Genomic DNA, 25,217 nt, shown 5'->3' with positions numbered 1-25,217 from the left:
AGGGGAAGGAATGACAGGAGCGACAGTAAACTCCCTGACTGCTTTTGGCAGACAGCAAGACGTTGAGATCTGGTATTTTAACCAGGAGGCACAGCTCGTGGCTTCAGCAAAGGCAACTCGGGTAACAGCATGTCAGCTACAGCAAAGCCAAAACCAAAACCCGACGACGCGGGTTCATGCCATACTCCCTTCTGGCATGGGCATGCCCGCCAATCCGCTACTGTCAGATTATATCCTGACGAGTATAATGAAACAAAAGCGGGGCTCCTGTTCCCCAGTTCCCCGCTCATGTAGCTCTGTAATGAAACTGCCAATCTATCGCTTGACTACCGCCGTTTTCAATATTAGAGACGGCTTTTCCACTGCTCCCATCGCTTCAATTGCTCTGGGCCTAGCACCGACTCGACCTTAGAAAACAACTCCATTCGACAGCGGTGCATGATTCTTACATGCATTTGCCTGCCCGGGTGCTTCTTGATCTCCTCTTCCAGCTTTTTGTGCAGGTTAGCCAGCCTTTGGTCCAGCTCTTGTTTGGTGATGGCACCAGCTCGATAAGCGCTGATGTGTTCTTCCCGGATTGCGTTGGCCCGTTTTAACAACTCCTCATGATATTGCTGCACTTTGCTGCGATGTTCTGCTACACAAACCTCATACGCTTCCACAAACCTCCGCACAGCGGTGCGCTGTCCTTCGTTCAGGTTCAGCCTTTTCAGGATGTAGGTCAGCCGGTAGGATTCAGGACGGGTGTCGGTGGTGTTGACGCCAAACGCAGTACTTTCAGAGGCCCCGGTGATGATGGGGTTCTCAAGTCCGTTCACGTCGGTGATCGCCCCCCCCTGCTCATCAACGGCCAGTACAGCCTCTTCCCTTTCAGGGTTTACATCTTCTTTCTGGCAACCAGAAAAGGCGATAAGTGCGGCAAATGCTACTGCCGAACAGGTAAGTTTCATTTTGTTCATGTTAATCGATTCGTTAAACATTCTTGATGCCCTTATGAGACCCGAAACATCAAAAGGTTAAATATCGGATGCAAAAAATATTTATAACACCCGATATTTGCCTTACCCTGCGGGGAATGACAGAAATAAGAGTAGATGAAAATTTTAGCCCTCGATTTAACCTTTGGCACATTTGGGTTTCTAAGGTGCATGATATAGATTTTATACCCCCATTAATGACAACGACAACAGACGAAGAGATTTTGTCGCTGTTTCGTGAGCAGAGCACTAAGAGCAACGGATTCACTTTGTTGATGAACAAATACAATGAACGGATCTATTGGCATATTCGGCGCCTGGTTGTGTCTCACGACGATGCGCAGGATATCTTACAGGAAACATTCATCAATGTATACAACGGACTGGATGGTTTTGCCGGTGACAGCGGGTTATACACCTGGCTTTACCGGATAGCGACCAATGAATGCCTGAGACTGTTCCGAAACAGGAAGAAATTTTTAGTATCTGAAAAGGAAGTAAATAAAAAGCTGATCAATCAACTTTACGAAAGTAGTGCCATCGATGCCGAAGAGATTCTGCTAAAGTTTCAAGAGGCAATACTGCGGCTGCCTGAGAAACAGCAACTGGTCTTTAACATGCGCTACTACGACGAACTCACTTACGAAGAGATTAGCCAGGTACTCAACAGCTCGGTAGCTACCTTAAAAACCAACTACCATTATGCCAGTAGCAGGATCAAAGAATATATGCTGAAAGACTCATGAAAGAGGATTTTGATTTTGATAAAGTTGGGAAGCGGATGCCCTACACAGTACCGCCCGCCTTCTTTGATAAGATAACTGAAAGTACATTGGCAGCGGCAGCGCGAAGGGAGCCTGTAAAGAAACGAAGCCGGAGCAGTTTGTGGCCGGCGATGGCTGTAGCTGCCAGTATAGCGCTCCTGTTCACACTTGGTTACCTTGTATATACCGGCAAAACAAGCCCCAACGAGCCAAGAGTTGCGCTAAGGGAAAATGAGGGGCAACAACATAAGCCAGCTGTGGCTGAACAAGCAGACAAAGCCATGCCTTCAGCAACTGAAGAGGTAGCAGCTAAGCCAGGGAAGCAAACCATGGCGGCCGATATCCAACCGGCAGACACAGCTACAAAGCCCCAAAAGGATCAGCTGATTAAAGCTCAAAAGCCAGAGACACTTGATGAAGTATTGGCAAACATATCGGATGAAGAGTTGGTATTGCTTGCTGCCGTAGCAGAGTCGGAATTAAATCAATATAAACAGACCTTTGAATGATGAACAAGTTTTTAACGACAGTAATCCTTATAAGTGGTATCCTCATTTTGTTCTGTTATACTGCACAAGGGCAGGACTTAAACCGGAATCCCAAAGTGCAGGAGCGGATAACGCAGGCAAAGCTAGCAGAGATAAGCAAGGCGCTGGCATTAAGTGACGATAAAATAAAATCCCTGGCTCCTATCTACAAACGCTACGAGGCTGAAAAAAATGAAACCAGCTTTCTGCGACAGGGTAGACTGCTTCGGGCAAGCCCTGATAGCCTAAGCGCTGAGGAAGCTGACAAATTGATAACAGCGCAGCTGGATAATGCCATCCGGCTAAGCACCGTAAGAAGAAAGTACTACAATGAGTTTAAAACAGTGCTAACGCCGCAGCAGATTATGAGGCTATACCGGTCCGAAGCACAACTAAACAGAAAAGTAATGCAGGAACTTAGGAGACGAACGCGGCTAAAAGCCAACGAATAAGTTTCCTGCCGGGCCATGGGGAGGGTCCCTTAAAACGAAGATAGGCAAGACAAAATTTCTAAAACACGTTAGGCTTACCAGGCCAGGCCGAGCTGCGGAGCAACGCGATCCAGGCCTTGCAAGGTTCCTTAACAAACGAAAACATAAGGCTCACCAAACGCCTCGTCTGTGATTGGTTACCCATCTGTGCATGCCCAAAATGTTCAGTTTACTCATCGTAGCGAAGCCGTACCAGCTTTTTACCTGGTCTGAGAACTTTACATTCCGGTATAGTTGATCCCAGCTTTGGCCCTGGCGCACCAGATTTAATACCTGCTGGTGAAGGTCAACCATGTAGTCTCTTTCATTTTTGATTGTTTCCTTAGTAGCGGGGGTATAGTGGCCGATGTCGGGCAATCCACATCCTGTTTTAAAACCCAGTAGAGTGTTTCTATCCAGCCATCATAATAAATGTCCAGAAAATCATTATAGGGCATGGTGTTGGATTGCCCGACATCGGTCAACTGAAGGGCTTTGGAAGCAGGGAACGACACGACCGAACATGCTGTTGGAATGGCTGGGTGCAATATGATGAAGCACCACCGTTTCGCCGCCGAGCTTTATGGTCAGTTGTTTATCGTACACCATATCGGGCACCGCTATGGGAAGCTTTTTGCCATTAATGGGTTCTAACCCGTTTTTTTGGATGATGACCTTTTCCCCGTCCTGCTGAAAAATTTGAGGACCTCCTGCATGGTCGTAGTGCGCATGGGTCAGAATGACATATTTTACCTTTACTTTGAAACGCTTTTTAATTTCATCATTCAGCCAAATGGCGGCGGGTGTTAAAGCGGGGTCCATCACAATAGCGCCTGCCTTCGTGATCAAGACAAGGCCGCTGTGCAGTGATGGAATGGTGTCGTTGGTGTGCCGATAGAGGTTGCCCTTTACCTGCGTCAACGATTTTGCAGGTCCGGGTTTGGCTTGCCATAAACATCCGGAAGAACCTGCCGGTCCTTGTAAAGCGATTTATTCACATACTCTGCTCCAACTAAAGTGTCTCTGTTCTGTGCCAACCCAACAGAAGCAAAAAAGAGGAATGCCAAGAGCCAAAGCGAAAATAAAATATGTTTAGCTACCAGTTTTTAGCGTTTTTCAGGCTTTCTACTAACTTGATTCACAACGTGCTGGGGTATGGTGCGTTTATGCACCATAGCTGGTGTTGTGCTTTCGTGCTTTTCTTTTATTCTCCAGTACTTCCATTAATCGCTGGTTCAGGTAAAGTTTTTCTTTTCCTACCTTGGTTGCTTTTAAAAAGCCTTCCTGCTCAAGCGCTATCAGGTAATTGCCTACTGTCTTTGGTGTTCCCATATTCGCGTCAATCAGAAACTGACGCTTTGTATAGGGCAGCCTGAATAGTATCTCTATTAACTCCTTCGAGTATACTTTGGGGAGTTTCTCTCTTATTTCCTCCGACGTGGCCTCCATGACGGCCATAATCTCCCCCAACTTTTTGAGTCCGCTGGTGGCTGTTTTCTCTATCATGTCCAGCATGTAGAGTATCCAGCCCTCCCAGTCTCCGGCTTCTGTGACGTCCCGTAGCTTTTGGTAATAAGACGACTTGTTCTGGATGATGTATTCACTTAAGTATAACGCAGGCACATCCAGCAGTTTCTCCATTTTCAGGTAAAGCAGCAGCAGGATTCTTCCTGTACGTCCGTTACCATCTATGAACGGGTGTATGGCCTCGAACTGGTAGTGCATTACAGCCATTTTGATGAGCGGGTCCAAGGTACTTTCCTCGTTAATAAAGCGCTCCAAGTTAGCCAGTTTCTCGCGTATTACTGCTTCGCCCGACGGCGGCGTGTAGATTACTTCGCCCTGAATATTAGATAAGGTTGTGCCCGGAGTGGCTCTGATTCCCGATGTGTTCTGCTTGATGCACTGCATGATCTCCACACAGAGGTTTGTTGTGATGAAAGACCGCTCTTTGAGCTTTTCCAAGCCGTACCACAACGCCTCCTTATAACTTATAACCTCTTTTGCTGCAGTGGATTCATACCTCTTTTCAGCCACGACTGATTTATAGAGGTCATCGTTGGTGGTAATGATGTTCTCTATTTCAGAGCTTGCCTTGGCTTCCTGCAGATGAATCGTGTCCAGGAAAAGGCTTGGGTTGGGCAAGTTGATGATAGCGCCGTTCAACTGCGCCAAAGCCCTGCTTGCCTTAACGGTTTTTCGCATGACTTCCTTTGTTTCCAGGTCTATCTCCGGAGGAAGCAGGGGTAAATCATTATAAGGTTCTTCTCTATGAAATGGAGCCATAACGAGGGTAAACTTTACGCTTGTTTTATGAACAAAGGTAAAAATAGCAATTTATTACACTTGTTGTCTGTTCAGAGGTAAATATTACTCCTGTAGGTTCATTTCATATATTGCATTATGTACAACGGGCTGCGGCTAAACTACGAGGCCATCGGCCGAAGGCTGACTTTTAGGCGTTGTTAGCGGTAGAGGTTTTTATTTTTCCCTAATAATATCTTGGCTTTAAGTACAAGTATGATAAAGTCAGTATTAGTGCTGGAACAAGTATCAAAGACCAGTTTATAATGTTCATATTTTGCCTGTACGGAACATTATTAGTAATGAAAAACATTATTAAGGTCGTCAGGATATAGGTTGAAGCTAAAATTCCTTTCCCTTTTTGACTTAAATTCACCGCGATAAGTACGATAATAAAGCAAATAATTGAAACTACTTCAATACACAATGTATAGATGATTTCTTCCCCATGTGCAAATGAGAGAGTCGGGATAAGAAGTAGAATTGCTAATAGAACCGCTTCATGATTTCTCATTGAAATCTGTTCTTCTATTTTTTCCTTTACCGCCAACGTACTCGTGCAGCGAGTGTGCAAGGCCATCGGCATAAGCATAACTGCTGCACCTTGTTACCTGATTTTGTTTTTCTACTTTTTTGCAAACTCCAGCATATCTGCCATCTCATGGTACCATTCAGCGTACGCTCCGTCTGGCTTGAATTTACTGTAAAATTCTTTAAAGTATAGTTCTGCTTTTTCACTTCCTGAAACAGCTGCTATCAAAAGGCGATTAGCCAACTCCATTTTCGCTTCAGTGTATTCTTCTGAGGCTTCAATCTGAGTTTTCCAATGGGTTGATTCGTACTCTTGCAGCGATTGGTCAGTTTGGCGTTGACTGTACTTTACTTCAGGATTGAGCTTCTTTGTTCTTTTGAGTTCTCCATTCTCATAGTAGAGGCTTTCGGTTAGCCATTTCTTTTTTACAAATTCACGATTATTATCTAATGCAAGTAGCTCTAATTTTTGTAGATGAAGCGTATCCTGCTCAAATAAGATTTCATACTCTTCAACTGCACTCCAAAAGTCTACTATGCTGTCCTTGCCACACTCTGACAGCACAAACTCTGAATATATTTTTCTTCCATCTTTCAATTCTGAGTAACCGCAGAGAAGGAGTTCACTGCCGTTGGAAAAAATAAAAGCTGTGTCAGGCTCAGATTCTGCATAGTCAGAAGCTGAACATTTATCACAGTCAGCTTCTGATACACCTGTGCTAACTACTTTTTCTAATTCCGCTATTTGCCCCATTTTCTGTTGTTGCTTAGTAGCACAACCAACAAAAAGTAGGAAAAGAAGCAAGTATAGATTTTTCATGAATTCAATACAGGTAACGTGTTAGTACAGGCTGCGAGGGAGGCATAGCCGAGTTTGGAGCCTGTACAGGGTTAGGCAGTGTTTTTCTTTATTATTTCAAAGTTTCTCTTGATCCTTTTGATTTCTTTATAATTCGTGAAGTCTTCAATATTAAGCACAAATTCTTCTGTATCTGTTCTAACTATAATACTATCTAGTCCAATATTTATATTATTTATGCTCTTAATAGATATGGTTTTTATAGAAGCATCTTCTTTCAATTTGTATTGAATATCTACTGCTTGCCATTCAATAAATTGTCCTAACCGTGTTTTCGAGTTTCTATACCCTTTAAACATCATATAAATAGGGAGGATCATAAATAGACAATCAATTAGGAAACCAGTAGTACCAGAGTGACTTGTTCTGGTAAAAACTTTTAGTGTCAATATTATTGCAGAACCTACTCCCAAATAGAAGAAGATCTTTCGAAATTTTTCCATCCTTTTAGATTCTACTCTATCAATTAATTCCACTTTCAAAATGTATTTTTATTATATGGTGCCTAACGGTTTGGCTAAAAAGCGTTTTAATGCTTTTTAGCTGTTGTTAGGCATAGTATTATTTATGCTTATGGTTTGTTAAGTATTCAGCTATGATTTCTTCTTTTTACTTTTGAGCCATTCAAAGTATTCTTCCATATTGATGTTTTCTAGCTTGTTTGAATTAACGTACTTTAAAAAATCTTTTTGACTTACGATTTGGAGCATTGATAAAATTTCGAAATCATTTTTTTCTTTTTCATTTATAAAGAAATCTTTATTTAATTTTTCAATTAATTCAAAGAAGTGTATAACAGAAATTGAAAATTCTAATAAATACGCACTAAACCACTTTTTGCTCTCAACTGTATATGGAAGGGTTTCTTCAAAATATCGGCTTATTTTGGGAGCGTATGCACCTTCTAAACTAGAATTTGCAGGTGTAGCCTGTGTGTGCAATTTTACAGCTGTTGGATTAGGATGAAGAATATTACTTAAGTCATCATACAACTCTCTGTAGTTAATAATGTGATTATCCATCTTATCAATTAAAGTTTGAATATTAACTAGACGATCATCTTTTTTTCTGTCTTCAGATCTTGTAAAGTATTCTTCAAAATAGGAGTCATTTTCTCTTACAAACCTATTTAACAAAGCATTAATCTCTATTTGTGACCTAATTCCATGAACAAAGGCTGTTAGATTAAATGGATTAAATGCAAATAATACTAATCTTATATTTTCTTTTGCTCTTAAGAATAAAAAGTTTTGAATTAATCTAGATATTTTAAAAAATCTAGGTCCATTAATAACTTTATTGTAAAAAAGTACATGAAGTTCGATGAACAGCTTTTTGAATATTTGTTTTTCCTTGTTATTAAGCTTTGCTGCTTTCAAATACTTTCTATCATAAAAGAAATGGGTAGTTGAGATGACCATTCTTTCTGGAGTAGAAAGTCGACTATAATTACCTGCCGATTCTGTAAATTCATTTATGCAATTATGTTGTGCATTCATCTATCATCTTTTTATTTTAAGTATAGAAATATTCTTCAGAAATAAGATAGATATAGTCCTCTCCAATAAATTTTTAACCTCTATTTCATATCCTGACTAACGTTTATTTCTCAGGCCGTTGCGAAGCCCACATCTTCAGGTTTCAGGTCTAATTTAGCGATGTTTTTCCTTATCCTTTGCACCAGCTTCAGCTTTCTTTTCTCGTCAAGAAACAGATACTGGGTGGGCGGGTTGTAGGGCACGCGATAAGTGAGCATGTGCCAGATAATGACTGCCAGTTTGCGGGCCGTGGCGCTCACCGCCGCCTGTCTTCCTTTGCGGAAGGCCACACGACGGAAGAAGTCCGACAGGTGCGTCTCCTTCAGGTTGCCGATGGCATTGGCAGCGTTTCTCAAAGCGATTTTGAGCCGGTTGCTGCCTTTGGGGATATGGCTGCTGAGCACCCTTCCCCCGCTCACCTTGGTGTTGGGGCACAGGCGGAGCCAGTTGGAGAACTGCTTGGCCGTTGGAAACTTTCTGATGCCCTCAGCGCCCACCTCGCTCATCAGTGCCAGCAGCGTCGCGTGGCTCACCCCCTCTATCTTGAGCAGGTCCACTCCGCCATAGTACTGGTAGGATAGCTGGTTAAGGTCCATCTGCTGCGGAGCGTTTTTGTTTACCCGCTTGTAAGGCTTGGGATCTGCTTTTAACTGCCTTCTCTCTTCATCTGCCTCTACTTGTTCGATCAGCAGTTGCTCAATGGCCACATCACAGGCGGCTATCTTTGCCTGCAGCACCTTGTAGAGTTCCAGCTCCTGGGTGAGGGCAAAGAGCAGGTCCCGGCGGCCGTTGCCACAGAGAGCCCGGGCGATCTCTTCTCGTGATTTGCGGCAGTTGCCATGGCGGAAGGAAGCCAGTCGCTCAGGGTTTGTTTCCCCCCGGCAAACAGCCTCGATAATAGCCATGCCTGTCTGCCCGGTCACATCCCGCACCACCACATCGAGGCGCAGGTTCAACAGGCGCAGGTACTTGTGCATCTTCTGCGTGGTCACGGCAGCCGTCTCCAGCAGCGAGGTGCGGTGGCGGCAATAGGTGCGCAGCTCTTCGGTGGTATCATCAGGCAGAAAGCTACCCGTGAGAAGCCCCAAAGCGTGCAGCCGCTGGATCCACTGGCAGTCCTGTACGTCTGTCTTACGGCCCTTGATGTTTTTGGTGAACTTGCCGTTGCAAAGCAGCACCTCCAGCCCGGAACCTTGTAAGGCAGCAAACAGATTCTGCCAATAGGTACCGGTACTTTCCATGGCTACCGTGGTGATATGGTGCTCATGCAGCCATTGGGCTAATTGCCGCAGGTCAGATTCATAAACGCCGAACTCCCGCACTTGGGTCTCTCCCTGGCCCACAGCCACAAAGTGGGAGCGGCTGCCTACATCAATGCCGGCGGCATGCTGATTGACAATTTCCATGGGCAGATTCTTCTTTTTCATAACATGCTTAATGAAGTGAAAGAAAAATATCCCAGGGGAATGTACTGTAGGTATTGAAAGTATCCTGATCGGGGTCTCCGAAGAGCCACCACTGAAATCACCTCAAAGCTCCTCTGCTACAGCAGAAAGCTTTTTACACTCCAACCAGAATTACGCGCGAGCTTGGAAGCATCAATTAGAAACCGGTCTTGCAAGGGATACAGTGTAGATACGCAGAAGCGTTAGCCGGAGAAATCAATAGTTAATATGGGGGGAATTATGCCTAACGGTTTGTACATAAAGCGAGCGAGGCGTAGCCGAAGCATGGCTTATGTGCAGGGTTAGGTAAAGGTTATTTTCTTTTTGCTTCTATTCGCTTCACTTCAGCTTCATGCGCTTGGAATGTTGAAGTCGGCACAATAACGGCTTCTGTAAATTTATACCCACTAAATTTGCCGTAAATCACAGTATTCTTCTCTATGGTTAAAGTGCTATCGAGCTTTAGACCATCATCGGTAAGTTGGTAATAGAGAATAGGGTTATAAGCCGTCTCATCCCCACTTACCTGCGGGTAGTCCCAAAACCCAGCGTATTCTATTTCTCCATCCGAATCCAAGTCAGACGGATATGATATGAAGGTTGGTAGCTGTTCTACTGCGATTAGTTTGTTACTTTCTATCCTGAAGAGCTTCAAGTAGTTTTTATTTGGTCTGTCATTTACCTCTACCAATACTTCGAACTTATGTCTGCCTAAGGGAAAAACTATAGGGTACTTCTTATCACCGAACTCATACTCTGTAAGAGAGCTGTCCATGTAAATTACTGACCCGTTATGGCTTAATTTGAAAAGGGTATAGGTTTTAAATTTCTCATAGTCTTCTTCATCCCCCACCTGAATCTCAAAGCCATTGTCCAATTTTTTTGTTTTTTGATAATTGCTTGCCATAGAAGAAACAGGCTCTACTGCCATGTCCTGTTCAACTACATTTGTAGAATCTCCTTGTACACTTATTTCTTCTTCTTTTGATTTCTGAGTACTACACGAGAGCAGAATCAATAAAGGAAGAATAATGACAGCAAGTATATTTGTTTTCATTCTATGATTTAAGTTTTACCTAACGGTCTTGTACAGGCTAAGGCGAGGCATTAGCCGAAGCTTAAGCCTGTGCTTTGTTACCTGCACGTAATTCTTTTGTTACACCTAACAGGGTTTTACTCTGGGTTGTAGAGTGAAGACTTACCCTCTCTCCAATTTCAAAACTGTTATAAACTCCTTCTTCTACATTTACCCTTTGATTATCTATAACTAAAAAGTACTCCACCAACTTTGGCTGTGAATTAGAGTCAGCACCAGGATTACCATGCCACCCCCAGTTGGTAGTGGTAGGTTTATCTGTTATCTGTCCAGAGTATATTCTTTTGGAATCACTTTTCAAGTCCATAACGTAGTCCTTAATTGCATGAAGCAAGAAGGCTGCGAATCCTAAGACTGCGGCTAAGAGCAAAACAGTGATTGCTGTACTCTTTTCAATTGGAATCCTAGCATTCTTCTGAATAAAGATGATAGCGGCAGCAATTACTATAGACAAGACAAGTACGATAGCTAAATAGCTTACCAAAACCTGTTTTATTTCAAGCTTCACTCTGCTCTTGTCAGCACTATTTAGCTTCTCGATTTCCATCATTTTTATGACAGGTAACGGTTGGTATAAACGACGCCGAAGGCCGTTGGCCGAAAGGTGACGTTTATGCAATGTTGGCAGTCGGCTTTTTTATTTTTTATAAGACTGCGATTTATAGGTCTGTACGAATTCTCTAGCTTCTTTTAACGTCTCTGGATATTCTACATTCTCTGACACTAACCTGCCATTTAAGTCGGTGTATTTGTAAATGTGCTGATACTTGAATCCATTATCAATAAAGTATTTGACAGTTTCCCATTTTTTATCGTCCGTCCTTTTTGGTGGTCTAAATCGATGAGGCATTAAAATCATTACTTTGCCGCAGTCGGGGCATATATAATCGTGCCCTGAACCAGGGTCGAAGTCACGATTGAACGCCTTTCTACAGTCTAAGCAAAGTTTCTTGTGTCCCATTTTTATTTTATAGCTTACTACCAACGGATTTGCCTATAGGGTGGCGAAGCTAACCTATAGGTGTGGTTAGCGAATGAAGTGTTTCTTTAATCCTCTGTAAACAGGTGTGAAGGTTGCCATACCCCAATAAACAGTCACTATCATGTAAAGCGAAACTGCTATTATCTTTCCAGATAGCGTGGGGACAATGACAGCTAGAAGAATGAAGATGATTAGATGGGTATATAAACACAACCTAAGCTGTCTTCGTACTTCACTCTCATCTTCATCAAACACATAGTACTTTTCTTTAAAGCCAACCCCTATGTTTGCTTGTAAAAAGCATATAAGGAATAGTTCAGCTAAGGCTTTATATTTTCTACCATATGCCTTAGTTACTATTGCCTTATTAATGGCTTCAAGGTCTTCAGCATGAAACGCATCCCATTGAATAACCTCGTAAAGTAGCCTAAGTAAGGTACTACTATCAGCCTCATCTGCTATTGCATTCACTTGCATTTCTTTTCTTCTGTGTTTTCTTTACCCGCTAACGGACGGGTGCATGCGGAGCCTGAAGCGTTAGCGAAGGTTGAGCATGCATTGTGTTGAGCAATCGTTTTTCTATTTTTTCACCTTTCGCATGAAGACCTTTGCATGCGAGCCAACTTCTATTTCTGTTGCCGTCATTTCAAAGCCTTCTTTCTTCAACTCTACTGTCATTGGAGGACACCTGAATAAACCGCCACTAATGCTTTCTACATCAAAGTGTCCTTGTGGGTCAGTATAACCAAAGTCATTCTCGTCATTTTGTTTATAAACATACACACTATCAATCGGCTCACTTGTCTCTGCGTCAAGTACAGTTCCATGTACTTCCTGGATACAGTCACACGAGCTTAGAAGAAACAGTATGCCAATTATTAGTGCTTTTCTTTTCAATTTCTATAATTACAAATGATGCTCAACTACTGGATAAACGAAAACATACGCTTATCTGCACTATATACGTAACTGCTGCCGCCTGTTTTTAGGCAGGATCTGGTCAAGTTTGTAGCTGCGTCTGTTGTTTTCATATGCTTTAGCTAATATAAGTGTTCTCTACAGATTATTAAATGGGCTTACAATTTTATCCAAGGCATGGGTGGTGATGTGAGTGTAGATCTCGGTGGTCTTACTGGATCGGTGGCCCAGCAGTACCTGGATATACCGTAGATCCGTTCCCTGCTCCAACAGGTGCGTGGCAAAGGAATGGCGCAGCGTATGAGGCGTAGCAGGCGCTTTCACGCCCGCTTTCGCTTTGCTGGCCCGAAACACATTGCGGATACTCTCCACCATGTACTGGCCGCTTGCCTGCCCTTCAAAGAGCCATACCTGGGGCTTGTACTGCCTGTAGTAGGCCCTGAGGCTTTCGAGCAGCTTTTGAGAAAGCAAGGTGGTGCGGTCTTTTTTCCCTTTGCCCCCCGGATGAGCAGCAGGTTGCGCTCTGACTGAACATCGGTGAGTTTGAGGTTGATCACCTCCCCGATCCGAAGCCCACCGGCATACAAGAGCTGCAGCAGGCATCGGTGCTTTAGATACTCTGTGGCTGAAGGATCTTGAGTACATCCTGCTTGCACAGCACCTGGGGCAGGCGCTCGGGCTTTTCAGGCCGCTCTACCTGGTTTAACTGTACTTCATGGTGCAGCAGCACACGCTGGTAGTAGAACTTGGCTCCGTTGATCGATTAATTGACAAAAGAGCAGGGAGAGGATTATACTTTCAACCATTCGGATACTGCGGTTAATACGTCACCTGTAATCTGATGGCCGCCGTTAAACTCGTGATAACTTGGTTTGATATTTAAACCCTCCAGGTAAGTTTTAGCTTCGCGGGCGTAATGAACCGGCAAGGTGCCATCCTGTGTGCCATGTGCTATAAGTACTCTCAGGTCCTTTAACAAGGCTGGCGCTGCTACAAGTGGTCTGATCTCCTGCAAAATTCTACCGCTGAAAGCCAGTACACCTGTAACCAACTCTGGCTGTGTTAAGCCAATCGTATAGCTCATGATCGCGCCCTGGCTAAAACCACCCAGGTACACCTCATCCAGCTTATACTTTTCCTTTACCTGCACTATAAACTCCCGTATGGCTTCTCTGCTCTGTGCTTCCTGACCAGCATTAATCTGAGGATTTCCTGAAGAAAAATCTACCTCATACCACGCAAAGCGACCTTCGCCAAGAACAAAAGGTCCACGGGGGGATATAACGGTATAGTTGGCCGGTAAATAGTTCGCGAGACTGTACAGGTCCTTCTCGTTGCTACCTACCCCATGTAACAGAATAAGCGCTTTCTGCTTTCCGGCAGTATTAGTTGCCGGTTTTATCAGATAGCTCAGTCCCAGATCGGTGTTCAGGTTATTTCCCATTGTTTCTATAGTTGCTGCCATAAGTTAATTGTGTAGTATAGTTGCAGAGAGGGCAAATCTACCCATACCCTATTAATACAGATGTCATGGTAAGCGAGCCACCTACAACTTTGTCGTTAAAGATCGAAACGGCATCATTGATGCCCTTCAGGCCCAGTGTATAAAGCAACGGCCAGTAATGTTCCGGCCTCGGGATGGCAAGCGCGCTTCTTTGCCAAGTTGCTCATACTTTAACAGCTCGTCGTGGCTGCCGTTACCGATCAGTTCTTTAAACGGGGTAATTATCTGCTTAGCCAGTCATAGCCATTTCGGGTTCATTTATTTAATCCCTGACTACCATGCGCAGGTTATGTACCTTGTTTCCACTTCCCATAATTAATAAACCATTACTTCGAAGGCTGGTCCGTTCTTTTGCCAGGCCGTAGTGGTACTGCGGCCCCTTGGTATAATCTATACGGACGTGTTGCAGTCAAAAGCCACCCCGAAGCAGGCACTACCTTTATCATTCATTTAAAAGGAAAGAAACATGGCAACAGGCTTTGTGATACATCGAATTAAGTAATCAGGAGCTATCGAGCAAGATTCAAACGGCATAGGCACAAACACACCAAGCTAGCTAACATTTTCGCTTTAAGAGGCAGGATCGCTTCTGCTACTTCCTTAGGGAGGCACGACTACTAAGAATAGGGATGGTTTTAGTCTTAGCTACGTTGCACTTTGCCGCTTCTTTCGAGCCGATAAACATTTCGTACCTTCCTGGTAAAACTGTTTGTAATCCTGCATACACCTAAATTGCATAATTTGGCAGCAGGGCAAAACTTGTCCTATAGCAAAATATACTTTTATAGTTCCTTTTCAGCCTACTATTAAATGTTTTAAATGCTTAGATAGCTAATACTATACCTGCTATATTGCACCTCGTTTGTATCATCACGCTATGGATATTTACCTTTTTCGTTCTGCTCCCAAAGCCCACTCCCAAGGTTTCCAACATCACTACCTTCCTTACAACAACAAGGCTGTCCGGTTGCTCTCCAGGACATGGCTGATTATCGCCGCTTTGGTATTTGCGAGTAATTTTGTGGTCAGCTATGCCCACCAGTTTCCGGGCGCCGCCCTCTACCGTGTCGCTTACAGTCTCTATCTTGTAGCCGGGCTAAGCGTTTTCCTTGTCGACCTTTGGCTTAGGTCTCAGCAGGCGGAAAGGACTCGAAAATACTATCGCTACCTCTACCTGGGCTATGCTTTTGTATTTGCTGTAACATGCCTGCTGATGTCGGTGGCTGTGCAGGGAAGCCCCATCAACAACATGACCATGTACCTGCTGGGGCTCTCGCTCATCGCCGTGCTTTTTGTATTGGAATTGAAAGAACTGATAATCCTGGCAGCTGTCGTGGAGCTTACGTTTGTGGGAGGTGTCATGCTGCTGGATTTGCCTACCGAACGCATCATCATGAACCAGACCGGGTCCCTGTTCCTGATCCTCTTCTTCTTCCTTATTAGCAGGCTAAACTATAGCTTCCGGTTCAACCACTTTCACCAGCTCAGACTGATTGAGGAGAAAAAAGAAGAGCTGGAACAGCTGAGTAAAGCAAAAACCAAGATTCTCGGAATTGTTGCACATGATTTACGCGGCCCTTTTGCCAATATTGAAAAGATGGCTTCGATGTTGCTGCACAAGCCCATGGCACCCGAGCAGCAGACCCGATTTTTTGAGCATATCCTGAAAAGCTGCCAGAATTCGAAAGGCCTCATCAATGAATTGCTGGAGATGGCCCGCTACGACCAGGAGGGGGCTTGCCTTCCGGAGCCTGTGAAGCTCAACGACTTGCTGGATGAACTGAAGCTTTCCTGGCAGTTTCAGTTAAAGGATACGCGACAGCTTTTTGTACAAAAAGCCTCGGAGGACCTGTGGGTTAACCTGGATGTGGAGAAGTTCAGGCGGGTGTTGGATAACCTCCTCTCGAACGCTGTTAAGTTTACCCAGGAGAAAGGCAACATCATGGTCCGCCCGGTGCAACAGGAAAGCATGATACACTTAGAGATCACAGACGATGGCATCGGGATACCGGAGGCCATACGTTCCCGCTTATTCGAGCCTTTCTCCGGGGCAGGAAGAAAAGGGTTACAAGGAGAACAAACGGTTGGGCTTGGCTTAAGCATCGCACGAAAACTGGTAGAAATGCACCAGGGTACTTTAGAACTGGATAACGGACAGGAGAAGGGAACAACATTCCGGATCACCTTGCCGGCCCTTCCTACTGCGCTGTAAGGCACAAAAGAAGCTATTTGCTAGCCTACCACACGCACAGAAAACAGATTTCAAACAAAAATTAACAAGAAGTCAACAAGCCAGATCAGGCCAAAATCCATTTTCATCAGGCGAATTACCTATCTCAGAATTTACTCATGCACGAGAGGATTGACCAGCTGTTTTAAATATGAACCGTGACACGATCCATGCCGCGGATCTAAAATAGCGAACGGCAGCGCCTGTTTCGTTACAAAAAGCTGCCGAGGCCATACAAAATCCTGTACTTGTAACATCGATCTCCTGGCCTTTTCAAGTAGCCACAGCGTCCCGATGATCTTTAAAAAAACGGTTTCATAATTAACCCTAGCCCTGATATTATTTAGCCTGCCGGTTACCCTGGCATTGTTCACCATGCGATGATCTTAAAGACCAGGATGCCATACAGGTGCTTCCCTAAGGGCAGCACCTGCTAGGCTACAGTAGAAATAAAGCAGACCTATCTTTCCAGGAGCGGAGATGAAAGGCAAAAACACCGCCAGGTCTTTGAGGAACAACTCTATCGCGATGATGTAGGGATACAGCCACTCAAGAGCTAGCCCCAGGAAAAACGATACCTGCCTATCGCCAACGTTTAGCGCACATATACTGTCTGGATGTCGCTGAGCCTGGTCGTATAACAAGGCGAGCGCATGTCCGAGCGAAGCAGCCACCCCTTGTCCACCCCCTGCTCGGCTACCTTCACCCGCTCCCTGCCGAACCGGTCGGTGAGCGTGTCCATCACCGCCATGAGCTTGCGGTGCTTGGCGCGGTTCACCTCATCGAGCAGGTCCAGCTGCACCTGGCTTTCCGGCATGATGTCGGTGACGAACACCCCCGACTTCTTGTACCAGTAGCCTTCCCGGTAGATGGCCTTCAGGGCAAGGTTGGCATAGTGGATCAGCTCTATACCGGAGTTCGTGGCCACGGGCAGGTAGATGCTTTTACTGGCATGGTATTGCTGGTCTTTATCAGAAAACCAGTTGGTGTTGAGAAAGATCGTGATCAGCCGCGCGCAGCTCTTCTGCGCCCGTAGCTTCTTGGCGCACCGGGCCGCGTACGTGGCCGTGGCATTCTGTATGTCTTCAAAATCGGTGAGTTTCTTGCCAAAGCTGCGGGACGTGCAGATGCCTTTCTTGGGCGGAGCCACTTCCTCGAGCGCCAGGCAGGCCTCTCCCCTTAGCTCATTTAGAAGCCTGACACCTACTACGCTCATGTGCTTGCGGACCCATGTCGGGGAAGCTATCGAGAAGTCCAGGGCCGTGTGCATGCCGTGCTTGTGGAGCAGTTTGGCATACTGCCCGCCAATGCCCCACACGTCCTCTACGGCCGTGGCTTTCAGGGCCGCCTCGATGTGGCGGGGCTCCTGGAGCACCAGCACCCCGTTTGCTTTTGCGGATTTCTTGGCCAGCTTGTTGGCCACCTTGGCCAGTGCTTTCGTGGGCGCAATCCCCAGGCTGACCGGAATACCTGTCCAGCGCTGCACCGTGTTCCTGATCTCGCGGCCATAGGCGCTCAGGTCCTTTTTGTAAAAGGAAGAGAAGTCCAGGAAGCATTCATCGATGGAATAGATCTCCACGTTGGGCGTGAACTGCGCCAGCGTCTGCATCACGCGGTCAGACATATCTCCATACAGCACGTAGTTGGAAGAGAAGGCCCTCACGTGCCCGTTTTCCACCAGGTTCCCGATGTTGAAGTAAGGCTCCCCCATCGGGATGTTGAGCTTTTTGGCCTCGTTGCTCCGGGCGATCACGCAGCCGTCGTTGTTGCTGAGCACCACGACAGGCTTTCCGTTCAGCTCAGGGGCGAACACCCGCTCACAGGAGGCAAAGAAGTTGTTGCAGTCGCAGAGCCCCACCATTGCCTTAGCGCTTTACGGGCTTGTGCAGCACCCACACCACCACGCCCCATACCCGCATGTCCATCTCCTCGGTAATTTCGATCGGGGCATACACCGGGTTGGCCGGCAGGAGGAAAACGCCTTTGCGGCTTTGGCTGAAGGTCTTGACGGTAAACTCCCCGTTCAGAAAGCAGATCACCGGCAGCCCGTCCGCCGGCTTCAACGACTTGTCGATCACCAGTACATCGCCCTCGTGGATGTTGGCGTCCTGCATCGAGTTGCCCCGCACCCGCATGAAGTAGGTGGACGAGGGGTTCTGCACCAGGTACCGGCCCAGGTCGATTTTGTCTTCCACGTAGTCCTCGGCAGGCGAGGGAAAACCGGCCGACACATAAGAGGCCACAAAGGGAAGCTCGAGTTCTTCAAAGCTTTGGATGTCCAGGAGCTCCAACACAGCAGAGTGCAGGGGAATCGTTTTTATGCTGTTCATAGTTTTCAGTTTTACTAATATTATTAGCAATAATACGATCAAAAGAACAGCAAAAGCTAAATATATTGGAAATAATTTTTCAATTCTTCCACCGCCGAGGACCTCTGCTAGGTTATTATCTTGATTTATAGTTTAGAAGAAGACAATCTTATCTGCCTTACAGGTTAAAGGTTCTTCCTGACGTAATGGTACCGTCTTAGTTCTTTTTTCTGCATCGCTTCCGGACTGTGCCAATAGTCTAGCAGGGACTGATAAGTATAGCCTTCGGCGTAATAGGCATAAAGGATATAAGGCTGGAGGTCTGAAAAATCGCCGACCCGAAGGATCTTTGCCTGTAGTCCCTTCAAAAAAGGCCCCTGTTTGAAGGTAGTCTGCTCGAATGGCAGGTAAACGCTCCAGTATACCCTTTCTCCCCCTATGGCACCTTTTAAGGTGAGTTGGCTGGCGACGGGGCTCTCCTGGGCATACACCACCTCAAAGCCATCGGTCGCCGACTTAGCCACGGTGAAGCCGGTGGTGCCGCCAAGGCTAAGCTCTTGGGGGACCTCCGGCCCCAGGTTAAAATAAGTATGTGCGGCCCCTTCGGCATCCGCGTAGGAAACCCGCAACTCATACTCCTCTATGCCCTTTGGGGGAAATTGCAGGTCATTACCGTGCACGAGATTATCTAACGGCGAGTAGAGGTGCAGCATCCGCCCGTAATCCCCTGCCTTGGGATAGCCGATAAGGGAGACGGTGGGAGTCGTCGCCCCCTGGGGCTTGTCGTAGCTACGTTTTACGGCCTCACCCGCGGCCGAGAAGTCAATGACGGTATCTGCGGAGGACACCTCGGAAAAGATGTACTTGCCGGTCGCGGGGATCAGCAGGTAGAGCAGGTCCTTGGGCAGGAGTCTGTCATAAGTGATCTCCACACCTTGGCTTCCCGAGTGCCCAGACCAGCCGAGAGCGTTTATGCCTGTGAAGATGATGCCGCCCACGGCATTAGCGTTCTTATAACGCACCTTTGCCGGCGCTGTTTCCCCTGTGGAAGTATAGGCTGGCGCTTTGGCGTGCTGCCAGCTGTCGGGGTCCACCTGTATGTAAGTCCAGATTAGGTACCTGTAGTCGTCAGACTCCGTGTCATAGATGGTCGTCACGTCAAACTTGGTTTCCTCTGACTTCACCTGGAGCCGGTGGTCGGTCTCAACAGCCAGAAGCGTGTCGAGCACCACCTTGCCGGTCTCCTCGGAGAGGATCAACTCAAACTCACTCGCCCCGCGGTCTTCTGGGTCAAACCTATAGTTGAAGCTGAACATCTTGGCTCCCGGGCCCGGCGCCGGATCTTCGGTCTTGGGGTCCTGGCAGCTGAGCAGGAAGAGTAACAGCAGGAGGCTCAAGGGTAGCTTAATTCGCATAGCTTGGCGACATATGTGGATGAAGGGATATATACCCAAAGTGGTATTCTTTAGTTACAACTTCCTCCCTCCTGTCTGACAGGATCTTATCAGAGCGAATTAAGCACTTCCGGCACGTCGTTTAGCGGGGAGTTGACCAGCGGGGAAACCGGGTAGGCTTTCATCTGCTCTGCCTGGAAAGGATGTAGCAGCGAGAGAAGTTCCTCCTGCGACTCGTGCTCATCCAGCCAGAGTTCTTCAGCTTCGGGTGAGAGGATGACGGGCATGCGGTCATGGATCGGCCGCACCACTTCATTCGCCTCCGTGGTGATGATGGTGTAGGTGTGCAGCACTTCCCCTGTTCCCCTGTCGAGCCATTCGTCCCAGAGACCGGCAAAGGAGAACAGCTCCTCGTTTTTGAGCAGGATGCGGTGCGGCACCTTGCCCTGCGGCGTGACCTGCCACTCAAAGAAACCGTCTGCCGGCACCAGGCAGCGTTTGGAGGTGAGCAGCTTGCGAAAGGAGGGCTTCTCTGTCAGCGTTTCGGCCCTGGCGTTAATCGAACGTTTGACGGCCTTGGCATCCTTGGCCCAGAAGGGCTGCAGGCCCCAGGAAAAAAACTGCACCTGGTCGGGCTGCTCGTTGGTGATGACAGGCAGGGCCTGGGAAGGGGCTGCGTTGAAACGCCCTTCCTTCATACTTTGCGCCAGCAGCCGGGCTGCCTTGGAGTCACCTTTGGGTTTGGGGGCTACAGAATATCGTCCACACATAATAAGAAATTTTTGGGTAGTATAAGCACGTGCCCTGGAAGAAAAATGTTCGGATTATGTTTCCACCAGCTGCGTTTTGAGGCCCACCACCTCGCCTGTTGAAGCTTTGCCCAGGATGAGAGCCGTGATCTTCCGCGCTCCTGCCCGGTAGACCTTTACCTGCGCGAGGTGCTGCTCGAGGAAAGCCTGCAGCTCCTCAAAGCGTCGGGCCTCCTGCTGTGCTTCTGCCGGTAAATCAGCAGCAGCGTTCGTCATATTCCGAAAAAAATGCGCCAGCTCTTCTGTGACGAGCTCCTGCGCGGCCGGCATGCCAGCCGCTACGGCTACCTGCCTTGCGATTTGTTCCGGCTCCTGGCCGGCAGGGTAATGCACAACTTCGAAAGGGGCATCGGTTTCGCTTACATAGTACAGGCCTTCCGCCTGCTTTTGAAGCGCTTCTAAAAGCTCCTGGGTGGATATTGTCTGACTGCTCATAATCTCGTTGTGTTAAACCGGTTCAGCTAGGGTATGGCCTGCTCGTCCACCTGGCTCTCGAGCACATGTTGCACCTGCTCGGGCAAGGCCGAGAGCAGATCGTACCCGGTGGCTTTTTCAATCGCGTCTACTGTGGTGCGGTAGGAGGCCCAGTCGGAACGGACGCTCTCCTCGTTGGGTGTATCCACGGCAATCACCCGGGTCGTTCTGCTGATGCGCTGCAGGTCATTTTCTCCTTCCGGAAGCACCACCAGCACTTTCCAGATACGGGCGGGCACTGTGACCCGGCCGTTGTCTATGGTTTTGGCAAAGCCATTACTGCCCGTGCCTCCCTGGCCATAGCTGCCCATCACCACATATACTTCCATGCCGGCCGCTACCAATGCACGGGTATAATCCTCCAGGTTCGCCCAGGTCTGCTGGTTGTTATTGGGAGCCTGCGGAATCATGTTGGTCATCAGAAAGGTGGCTGCGTTGCTTTCTACGGAGTTTGTCCGGTCTGCCGAAGGCGTGTTATGCCCGCGATCGAAGCCCGTGCCCCTGTAGGCCGAGGCACTTACCTGGTACCAGCCTTCGGGCAAAGCAGGATCCGGGCGAAAGTTATCCTGCCGTTCGGCCGAACCCAGCCACTGCCGGCTTACATGCCAGCTCACCCAGTTGGGCGTGCCGCGCTGCCGGCTATAGGAAAGCGCAAACTGCGGCTTTTCCATTAGGAAGTTGTTTGGATTGCTTTCCTGGGCGGTAGCGCCGCTGGGATTTCCCAACAGCAGCTGCTCCTGCTCGGGCGTAAGCGAGACGGATTGCTGGGGTGTTACCTCCGTTTCTTTACAGCCGGCCAAGATCAGCAGGAAAAACAAAAAATAACGATAGTAAGGTTTAAGTATCCGCATCTTTTTAAGGCCCATTAAATGGTTTCAAGTGGCAGGTATCTGTCTAACGTATCTCCCTTTACTATGGCAACGCTTCCGGGCTACGTTGCGCTTAAAAACCCGGTCAGGCGCTTCCTGGACAAGCTTTACAGCCGGTATAAAGAAAAGCGCCGCCTGGAAGCAGACCCGATGAGGCGGACGCTAGCAGGTACTATCCTGGCAGCCATTCCTTTACGAGCTTTCAGCCGGTCCCCTTTCAACCCCTCCTGCTTCCCGATGAAATAATAGGGGCGCTATGCTCCACTCCTTCCTGCAAGTTGCTAGCCTAGCTGCTTTGGATCAGCTGTAAGCTGCAAGGGGATTTTTCCCATTGGGTTTCCCGGCTTTTCCCCGCCCCCGGCCAGGGAAGCCCCCGCACTTCTTTGTACCTTTTCCCCTTTGCCGCGTGATCTTGCCCGTTATGCGCAGGCACCGTATTTATTAACAAGTTGTATAACAACCTTTTAAACAACCATAACGCGGCAAGCCTGATTTCAGGCGCGTTGCCATTTCGCCTGATCCTGCGCTACTTAGTCCCCGCAACCTTTCTTTTTTCACCTTTAACGAGTTAAGCTATGCCAAGACTGATCACGCGCAACACCACAGAGACCAAAGAGCAGCCCTGCCATTTTACCGATTTGTCGCAGAATGTGTTCCTGGAAGAGCAGGTAACCATCGAAGCGCTGCAGGCACGCTGTGCCCGCTACAGGGACCTGTTGGCCTCCCTGCAGCCCCCACAAGAAAATACCATGATCCGGGCAGCAAACTTTACGACAGACTCCGTCCTGCAGCTGATCCAGCAGAGCCCCACCAGCGCCTTTATCCGGGTGTATTACGGCCTGGACGAAAACGGGGAACACCTGCTCTTCATGGCCCCAGTGTCGGACGCAGGAACGCTGGCGATGACCGAGGAGACCATCTACGTGGATGACTGCTGCCGCTGCCCGCCCATGGGCAACTGCCCGGAAGACCCCTTGCTGGCATCCTAAGCCCTCAACGATCTGAAAAGCAAAGAGGACATGGCCACAAACCATGTCCTCTTCTTATATTGCAACCCTATGTGGGAAGTCGCTATATACTTCAGCCTCCTGTCGCTCAACCTGCTCATCTGGGCCACCAGCTACCGCCACCTGCAGCCCGCCTCCCGCCTACTGGGGCTGGGGCTGCTGCTCACCCTGGTGGTGGAAGGTTTTGCGGCCTACCTGATGTTTCACAATATCCGGAACCTCTACCTGTACCACTTCCTCACGCCTTTGCAGTATGCGCTCTTTGCGCTTGTCTTCTACAAAGTGCTGACCGGGACCAGGCTACGGCAGGCCGTGCTCGCGTCCCTCCCGCTGTACCTGGCGGCCTCAACCTACTTTACCCTTTGCCTGGAAGGGCTCTCGGAGTACAACTCCTATGCGCTTTCCCTGAAGAACGTTTTGATCGTCTGCTGGGCGCTGGGCTACTACAAAGAAGTATTCGAAAGCCTGCAGGTGACGCGCCTGACCCACGAACCCATGTTCTGGGTCAGTACGGGGCTCTTTTTCTACTCGCTGGGCAGCTTCTTTGTCGACGGGCTCATGAACCAGCTGCTGAGCGACTCGTTCGAACTGGCCAGCGCCCTGTACTACATCAGCATCTTTCTCGAATATTTACTTTATATTACCTTTCTGATTGCCTTTGTGCTGGAGCGCAAGGCAAGTCAGTATGCACTGGAATGAGTATGATCCTTTATCTACCGCTAAGGCTGCATGTCTGATACCCTCCTGATCATCGCTGTGGGCACAACGCTGCTGTTGCTGCTGGGGCTCTTCATCGCCTTTATGACGCTTGCCTACCAGCAAAAGCGCCTGCAGCACCAGGAGGAAGTGACGGGCCTTGTCACAGCCTACCAGAAAGAAATACTCAAAGCCCAGCTGGAAATGCAGGAACAGACCTTCCTTTCCATTTCCCAGGAGATCCATGACAACGTCGGCCAGATCCTCTCGCTGGTGCGGCTGCATATCAGTACGCTCGGAACGGGCATGCCCACGGGCTCGGATCAGAAAATACAAAGCAGCAAAGTCCTGCTGGACCAGGCGATCGCCGACCTGCGCGACCTCTCCAAAAGACTCAACAGCAACTACGTGAGCCAGCAAAGCCTGGCTACCCTGCTTCGCTTCCAGCTGGAGCTGATCGGCAAAACCGGCGTGGTCGCCACGCATTTGGAGGTTACGGGCGAGGAAGGCCCTTTGCATCCTGAAAAGAAGCTGATTCTCTTCCGCATCGCGCAGGAAGCCATCAACAACACGCTCCGGCATGCGGGGGCCGACACCCTCACGGCCCGCCTTGTTTTTTCTGCGCGCAAGCTGGCCCTCCACCTTGCTGACAACGGCAAGGGCCTGCCGGCACCGGACCCGGCTTCTCCAACACAGGGTCTCCGGGGCACCGGGATGCAAAACATGTATTACCGGGCCGAGCTCATCGGTGCCACCCTCCGCATCCAGGGCCCGCCCGGGGAAGGCACCCGCCTTGCTCTTGAATTACCCCTAAACTGAATACCGCTATGCAGCCAGTCTCAATCACCAAAGTCGCCCTCGTAGATGATCATAAGCTGTTCCGAAAGGGCATGCTGGAACTCATTAACGGCTTTAGCACCTACACCGTGTCGCTGGAGGCCGAAAACGGCAGGGACTTTACCCGCAAGCTCTTCCCGGAAAACATCCCGGATATTGTGCTCCTGGATATCAGCATGCCCGTGATGGACGGCTTTGAAACAGCCGCCTGGCTGCAGGAGCACCACCCGCAGGTCAAGATCCTGGCCCTGTCGATGAAAAACGATGAGGAGACCGTCCTGCGCATGCTCCAATGTGGGGTAGACGGCTATGTGCTCAAGAACGCCGATCCCTCGGAGCTGCGCATGGCCCTGGAGGCGCTGGAAGTAAACGGCAGCTACTATGCCGGCAGCGTGCGCGAGGTCCTCAAGCGGGACCTGCAAAATAAAAAGGCGCCCAAGGCGGAGCTGACCGAGCGGGAAGTGGAATTCCTCCGGCTGGCCTGCACGGAGCTTCCCTACAAATCCTTTGCGCCTTTGCTGCACGTGTCGCCCCGGGTGGTGGAATCCACGCGGGAGGCCCTGTTTCGCAAACTGGACGTGGTCTCCCGGACCGGCCTGGTCCTCTATGCCATCAGGGAAGGCATTTTTAAGGTAGTGTAAGCCGCGGGAGCGGCCGGGGAGTTGTCTCCTGGCTTG

At 48.3% G+C, this 25,217-nt stretch carries 27 protein-coding genes and 1 pseudogene; 8 read left to right on the top strand and 20 right to left on the bottom strand.

Annotated features, from left to right (window positions below; translation table 11 throughout):
- Window positions 1–344 precede the first annotated feature (344 nt).
- Window positions 345–950, bottom strand: a complete 606-nt coding sequence (locus tag LWL52_RS04805) for a hypothetical protein (RefSeq protein WP_242917438.1) — start codon at window positions 948–950, stop codon at window positions 345–347.
- A gap of 224 nt (window positions 951–1,174) precedes the next feature.
- Between LWL52_RS04805 and LWL52_RS04800 the strand changes: the two genes are divergently transcribed.
- Both LWL52_RS04800 and LWL52_RS04795 read left to right on the top strand, forming a co-directional pair.
- Window positions 1,175–1,723: an RNA polymerase sigma factor gene (locus tag LWL52_RS04800; RefSeq protein WP_242917436.1), complete on the top strand. Its 549-nt coding sequence runs from the start codon at window positions 1,175–1,177 to the stop codon at window positions 1,721–1,723.
- Window positions 1,720–2,250, top strand: a complete 531-nt coding sequence (locus tag LWL52_RS04795; RefSeq protein WP_242917434.1) for a hypothetical protein — start codon at window positions 1,720–1,722, stop codon at window positions 2,248–2,250. Before LWL52_RS04800 ends, LWL52_RS04795 begins: the two co-directional genes overlap by 4 nt.
- A 620-nt stretch (window positions 2,251–2,870) precedes the next feature.
- Here the strand turns inward: LWL52_RS04795 and LWL52_RS04790 are convergent.
- The 13 genes and pseudogenes from LWL52_RS04790 to LWL52_RS04730 form a co-directional block, all read right to left on the bottom strand.
- Window positions 2,871–3,053: a hypothetical protein gene (locus LWL52_RS04790; RefSeq protein WP_242917432.1), complete on the bottom strand. Its 183-nt coding sequence runs from the start codon at window positions 3,051–3,053 to the stop codon at window positions 2,871–2,873.
- Window positions 3,054–3,185: 132 nt separating this feature from the next.
- Window positions 3,186–3,659, bottom strand: a complete 474-nt coding sequence (locus tag LWL52_RS04785; RefSeq protein ID WP_242917429.1) for an MBL fold metallo-hydrolase — start codon at window positions 3,657–3,659, stop codon at window positions 3,186–3,188.
- Between the two features lie 243 nt (window positions 3,660–3,902).
- Entirely contained in the window at window positions 3,903–5,024 is a 1,122-nt protein-coding gene (locus tag LWL52_RS04780) for a Fic family protein (protein WP_242917428.1), read from the bottom strand.
- A gap of 643 nt (window positions 5,025–5,667) precedes the next feature.
- Window positions 5,668–6,393: a hypothetical protein gene (locus LWL52_RS04775; protein ID WP_242917426.1), complete on the bottom strand. Its 726-nt coding sequence runs from the start codon at window positions 6,391–6,393 to the stop codon at window positions 5,668–5,670.
- A 71-nt stretch (window positions 6,394–6,464) separates the two neighbouring features.
- A complete protein-coding gene (locus LWL52_RS04770) occupies window positions 6,465–6,908 on the bottom strand; it encodes a hypothetical protein (RefSeq protein ID WP_242917424.1) in 444 nt (147 codons plus the stop codon).
- Window positions 6,909–7,025: 117 nt separating this feature from the next.
- A complete protein-coding gene (locus LWL52_RS04765) occupies window positions 7,026–7,931 on the bottom strand; it encodes a hypothetical protein (protein ID WP_242917422.1) in 906 nt (301 codons plus the stop codon).
- A gap of 110 nt (window positions 7,932–8,041) precedes the next feature.
- Complete coding sequence (locus LWL52_RS04760) at window positions 8,042–9,397, bottom strand: IS110 family RNA-guided transposase (RefSeq protein ID WP_242917420.1); 1,356 nt, start codon at window positions 9,395–9,397, stop codon at window positions 8,042–8,044.
- A gap of 331 nt (window positions 9,398–9,728) precedes the next feature.
- Window positions 9,729–10,472, bottom strand: a complete 744-nt coding sequence (locus LWL52_RS04755) for a hypothetical protein (RefSeq protein ID WP_242917418.1) — start codon at window positions 10,470–10,472, stop codon at window positions 9,729–9,731.
- Window positions 10,473–10,533: 61 nt separating this feature from the next.
- Entirely contained in the window at window positions 10,534–11,061 is a 528-nt protein-coding gene (locus tag LWL52_RS04750) for a hypothetical protein (protein ID WP_242917416.1), read from the bottom strand.
- 477 nt (window positions 11,062–11,538) lie between these two features.
- Window positions 11,539–11,970, bottom strand: a complete 432-nt coding sequence (locus LWL52_RS04745) for a hypothetical protein (protein ID WP_242917414.1) — start codon at window positions 11,968–11,970, stop codon at window positions 11,539–11,541.
- 102 nt (window positions 11,971–12,072) lie between these two features.
- The gene (locus LWL52_RS04740) at window positions 12,073–12,390 is read right to left on the bottom strand and encodes a hypothetical protein (RefSeq protein ID WP_242917412.1); all 318 of its coding nucleotides are present in this window, start codon (window positions 12,388–12,390) and stop codon (window positions 12,073–12,075) included.
- Between the two features lie 159 nt (window positions 12,391–12,549).
- A pseudogene (locus tag LWL52_RS04735) lies at window positions 12,550–13,067 on the bottom strand (tyrosine-type recombinase/integrase).
- Between the two features lie 134 nt (window positions 13,068–13,201).
- On the bottom strand, window positions 13,202–13,876 hold the full coding sequence (locus LWL52_RS04730) for an alpha/beta hydrolase (RefSeq protein WP_242917410.1): 675 nt from the start codon (window positions 13,874–13,876) through the stop codon (window positions 13,202–13,204).
- Between the two features lie 916 nt (window positions 13,877–14,792).
- On the opposite strand from LWL52_RS04730, the gene LWL52_RS04725 reads away from it, so the two are divergent.
- Window positions 14,793–16,127: a sensor histidine kinase gene (locus LWL52_RS04725; RefSeq protein WP_242917408.1), complete on the top strand. Its 1,335-nt coding sequence runs from the start codon at window positions 14,793–14,795 to the stop codon at window positions 16,125–16,127.
- A 613-nt stretch (window positions 16,128–16,740) separates the two neighbouring features.
- Here LWL52_RS04725 and LWL52_RS04720 read toward each other — a convergent pair.
- From LWL52_RS04720 to LWL52_RS04695, 6 genes are all read right to left on the bottom strand, one after another.
- Entirely contained in the window at window positions 16,741–18,006 is a 1,266-nt protein-coding gene (locus LWL52_RS04720; RefSeq protein WP_242917406.1) for a Y-family DNA polymerase, read from the bottom strand.
- Window positions 18,007–18,010: 4 nt separating this feature from the next.
- Window positions 18,011–18,475, bottom strand: coding sequence for a LexA family protein (locus tag LWL52_RS04715; protein ID WP_242917404.1), 465 nt, complete (start codon window positions 18,473–18,475; stop codon window positions 18,011–18,013).
- A 164-nt stretch (window positions 18,476–18,639) separates the two neighbouring features.
- On the bottom strand, window positions 18,640–19,908 hold the full coding sequence (locus LWL52_RS04710) for a hypothetical protein (protein WP_242917402.1): 1,269 nt from the start codon (window positions 19,906–19,908) through the stop codon (window positions 18,640–18,642).
- Window positions 19,909–19,958: 50 nt separating this feature from the next.
- Entirely contained in the window at window positions 19,959–20,618 is a 660-nt protein-coding gene (locus tag LWL52_RS04705) for an SOS response-associated peptidase (RefSeq protein ID WP_242917400.1), read from the bottom strand.
- Window positions 20,619–20,672: 54 nt separating this feature from the next.
- The gene (locus LWL52_RS04700) at window positions 20,673–21,092 is read right to left on the bottom strand and encodes a nuclease A inhibitor family protein (protein WP_242917398.1); all 420 of its coding nucleotides are present in this window, start codon (window positions 21,090–21,092) and stop codon (window positions 20,673–20,675) included.
- Between the two features lie 26 nt (window positions 21,093–21,118).
- Window positions 21,119–21,982, bottom strand: a complete 864-nt coding sequence (locus LWL52_RS04695; RefSeq protein WP_242917396.1) for a DNA/RNA non-specific endonuclease — start codon at window positions 21,980–21,982, stop codon at window positions 21,119–21,121.
- Between the two features lie 63 nt (window positions 21,983–22,045).
- Between LWL52_RS04695 and LWL52_RS04690 the strand changes: the two genes are divergently transcribed.
- The 5 genes from LWL52_RS04690 (at window position 22,046) to LWL52_RS04670 (ending at window position 25,181) form a co-directional block, all read left to right on the top strand.
- Window positions 22,046–22,246 (top strand): hypothetical protein, encoded by a 201-nt coding sequence (locus LWL52_RS04690; RefSeq protein ID WP_242917394.1) that lies wholly within the window; start codon window positions 22,046–22,048, stop codon window positions 22,244–22,246.
- 329 nt (window positions 22,247–22,575) lie between these two features.
- On the top strand, window positions 22,576–22,989 hold the full coding sequence (locus LWL52_RS04685; RefSeq protein ID WP_242917392.1) for a hypothetical protein: 414 nt from the start codon (window positions 22,576–22,578) through the stop codon (window positions 22,987–22,989).
- A gap of 69 nt (window positions 22,990–23,058) precedes the next feature.
- Entirely contained in the window at window positions 23,059–23,706 is a 648-nt protein-coding gene (locus tag LWL52_RS04680; RefSeq protein ID WP_242917390.1) for a hypothetical protein, read from the top strand.
- Between the two features lie 30 nt (window positions 23,707–23,736).
- Complete coding sequence (locus tag LWL52_RS04675) at window positions 23,737–24,522, top strand: sensor histidine kinase (protein WP_242917388.1); 786 nt, start codon at window positions 23,737–23,739, stop codon at window positions 24,520–24,522.
- Window positions 24,523–24,530: 8 nt separating this feature from the next.
- A complete protein-coding gene (locus tag LWL52_RS04670) occupies window positions 24,531–25,181 on the top strand; it encodes a response regulator transcription factor (protein WP_242917386.1) in 651 nt (216 codons plus the stop codon).
- Window positions 25,182–25,217: the final 36 nt, after the last annotated feature.

It is taken from the genome of Pontibacter liquoris, assembly GCF_022758235.1.
GTDB lineage: Bacteria > Bacteroidota > Bacteroidia > Cytophagales > Hymenobacteraceae > Pontibacter > Pontibacter liquoris.
The sequence above is the reverse complement of the archived record's forward strand: the minus strand, read 5'-3'. Positions and strand labels throughout refer to the sequence as shown.

What these genes read in the sequence shown, in the direction of transcription:
- LWL52_RS04805 (WP_242917438.1), bottom strand. Translation starts at nt 950, where the DNA reads ATGAAACTTACCTGTTCGGCAGTAGCATTTGCCGCACTTATCGCCTTT.
- LWL52_RS04800 (WP_242917436.1), top strand. Translation starts at nt 1,175, where the DNA reads ATGACAACGACAACAGACGAAGAGATTTTGTCGCTGTTTCGTGAGCAG.
- LWL52_RS04795 (WP_242917434.1), top strand. Translation starts at nt 1,720, where the DNA reads ATGAAAGAGGATTTTGATTTTGATAAAGTTGGGAAGCGGATGCCCTAC.
- LWL52_RS04790 (WP_242917432.1), bottom strand. Translation starts at nt 3,053, where the DNA reads ATGGTTGACCTTCACCAGCAGGTATTAAATCTGGTGCGCCAGGGCCAA.
- LWL52_RS04780 (WP_242917428.1), bottom strand. Translation starts at nt 5,024, where the DNA reads ATGGCTCCATTTCATAGAGAAGAACCTTATAATGATTTACCCCTGCTT.
- LWL52_RS04775 (WP_242917426.1), bottom strand. Translation starts at nt 6,393, where the DNA reads ATGAAAAATCTATACTTGCTTCTTTTCCTACTTTTTGTTGGTTGTGCT.
- LWL52_RS04765 (WP_242917422.1), bottom strand. Translation starts at nt 7,931, where the DNA reads ATGAATGCACAACATAATTGCATAAATGAATTTACAGAATCGGCAGGT.
- LWL52_RS04760 (WP_242917420.1), bottom strand. Translation starts at nt 9,397, where the DNA reads ATGAAAAAGAAGAATCTGCCCATGGAAATTGTCAATCAGCATGCCGCC.
- LWL52_RS04755 (WP_242917418.1), bottom strand. Translation starts at nt 10,472, where the DNA reads ATGAAAACAAATATACTTGCTGTCATTATTCTTCCTTTATTGATTCTG.
- LWL52_RS04750 (WP_242917416.1), bottom strand. Translation starts at nt 11,061, where the DNA reads ATGATGGAAATCGAGAAGCTAAATAGTGCTGACAAGAGCAGAGTGAAG.
- LWL52_RS04745 (WP_242917414.1), bottom strand. Translation starts at nt 11,970, where the DNA reads ATGCAAGTGAATGCAATAGCAGATGAGGCTGATAGTAGTACCTTACTT.
- LWL52_RS04730 (WP_242917410.1), bottom strand. Translation starts at nt 13,876, where the DNA reads ATGGCAGCAACTATAGAAACAATGGGAAATAACCTGAACACCGATCTG.
- LWL52_RS04725 (WP_242917408.1), top strand. Translation starts at nt 14,793, where the DNA reads ATGGATATTTACCTTTTTCGTTCTGCTCCCAAAGCCCACTCCCAAGGT.
- LWL52_RS04720 (WP_242917406.1), bottom strand. Translation starts at nt 18,006, where the DNA reads ATGGTGGGGCTCTGCGACTGCAACAACTTCTTTGCCTCCTGTGAGCGG.
- LWL52_RS04715 (WP_242917404.1), bottom strand. Translation starts at nt 18,475, where the DNA reads ATGAACAGCATAAAAACGATTCCCCTGCACTCTGCTGTGTTGGAGCTC.
- LWL52_RS04705 (WP_242917400.1), bottom strand. Translation starts at nt 20,618, where the DNA reads ATGTGTGGACGATATTCTGTAGCCCCCAAACCCAAAGGTGACTCCAAG.
- LWL52_RS04700 (WP_242917398.1), bottom strand. Translation starts at nt 21,092, where the DNA reads ATGAGCAGTCAGACAATATCCACCCAGGAGCTTTTAGAAGCGCTTCAA.
- LWL52_RS04695 (WP_242917396.1), bottom strand. Translation starts at nt 21,982, where the DNA reads ATGCGGATACTTAAACCTTACTATCGTTATTTTTTGTTTTTCCTGCTG.
- LWL52_RS04690 (WP_242917394.1), top strand. Translation starts at nt 22,046, where the DNA reads ATGGCAACGCTTCCGGGCTACGTTGCGCTTAAAAACCCGGTCAGGCGC.
- LWL52_RS04685 (WP_242917392.1), top strand. Translation starts at nt 22,576, where the DNA reads ATGCCAAGACTGATCACGCGCAACACCACAGAGACCAAAGAGCAGCCC.
- LWL52_RS04680 (WP_242917390.1), top strand. Translation starts at nt 23,059, where the DNA reads ATGTGGGAAGTCGCTATATACTTCAGCCTCCTGTCGCTCAACCTGCTC.
- LWL52_RS04675 (WP_242917388.1), top strand. Translation starts at nt 23,737, where the DNA reads ATGTCTGATACCCTCCTGATCATCGCTGTGGGCACAACGCTGCTGTTG.
- LWL52_RS04670 (WP_242917386.1), top strand. Translation starts at nt 24,531, where the DNA reads ATGCAGCCAGTCTCAATCACCAAAGTCGCCCTCGTAGATGATCATAAG.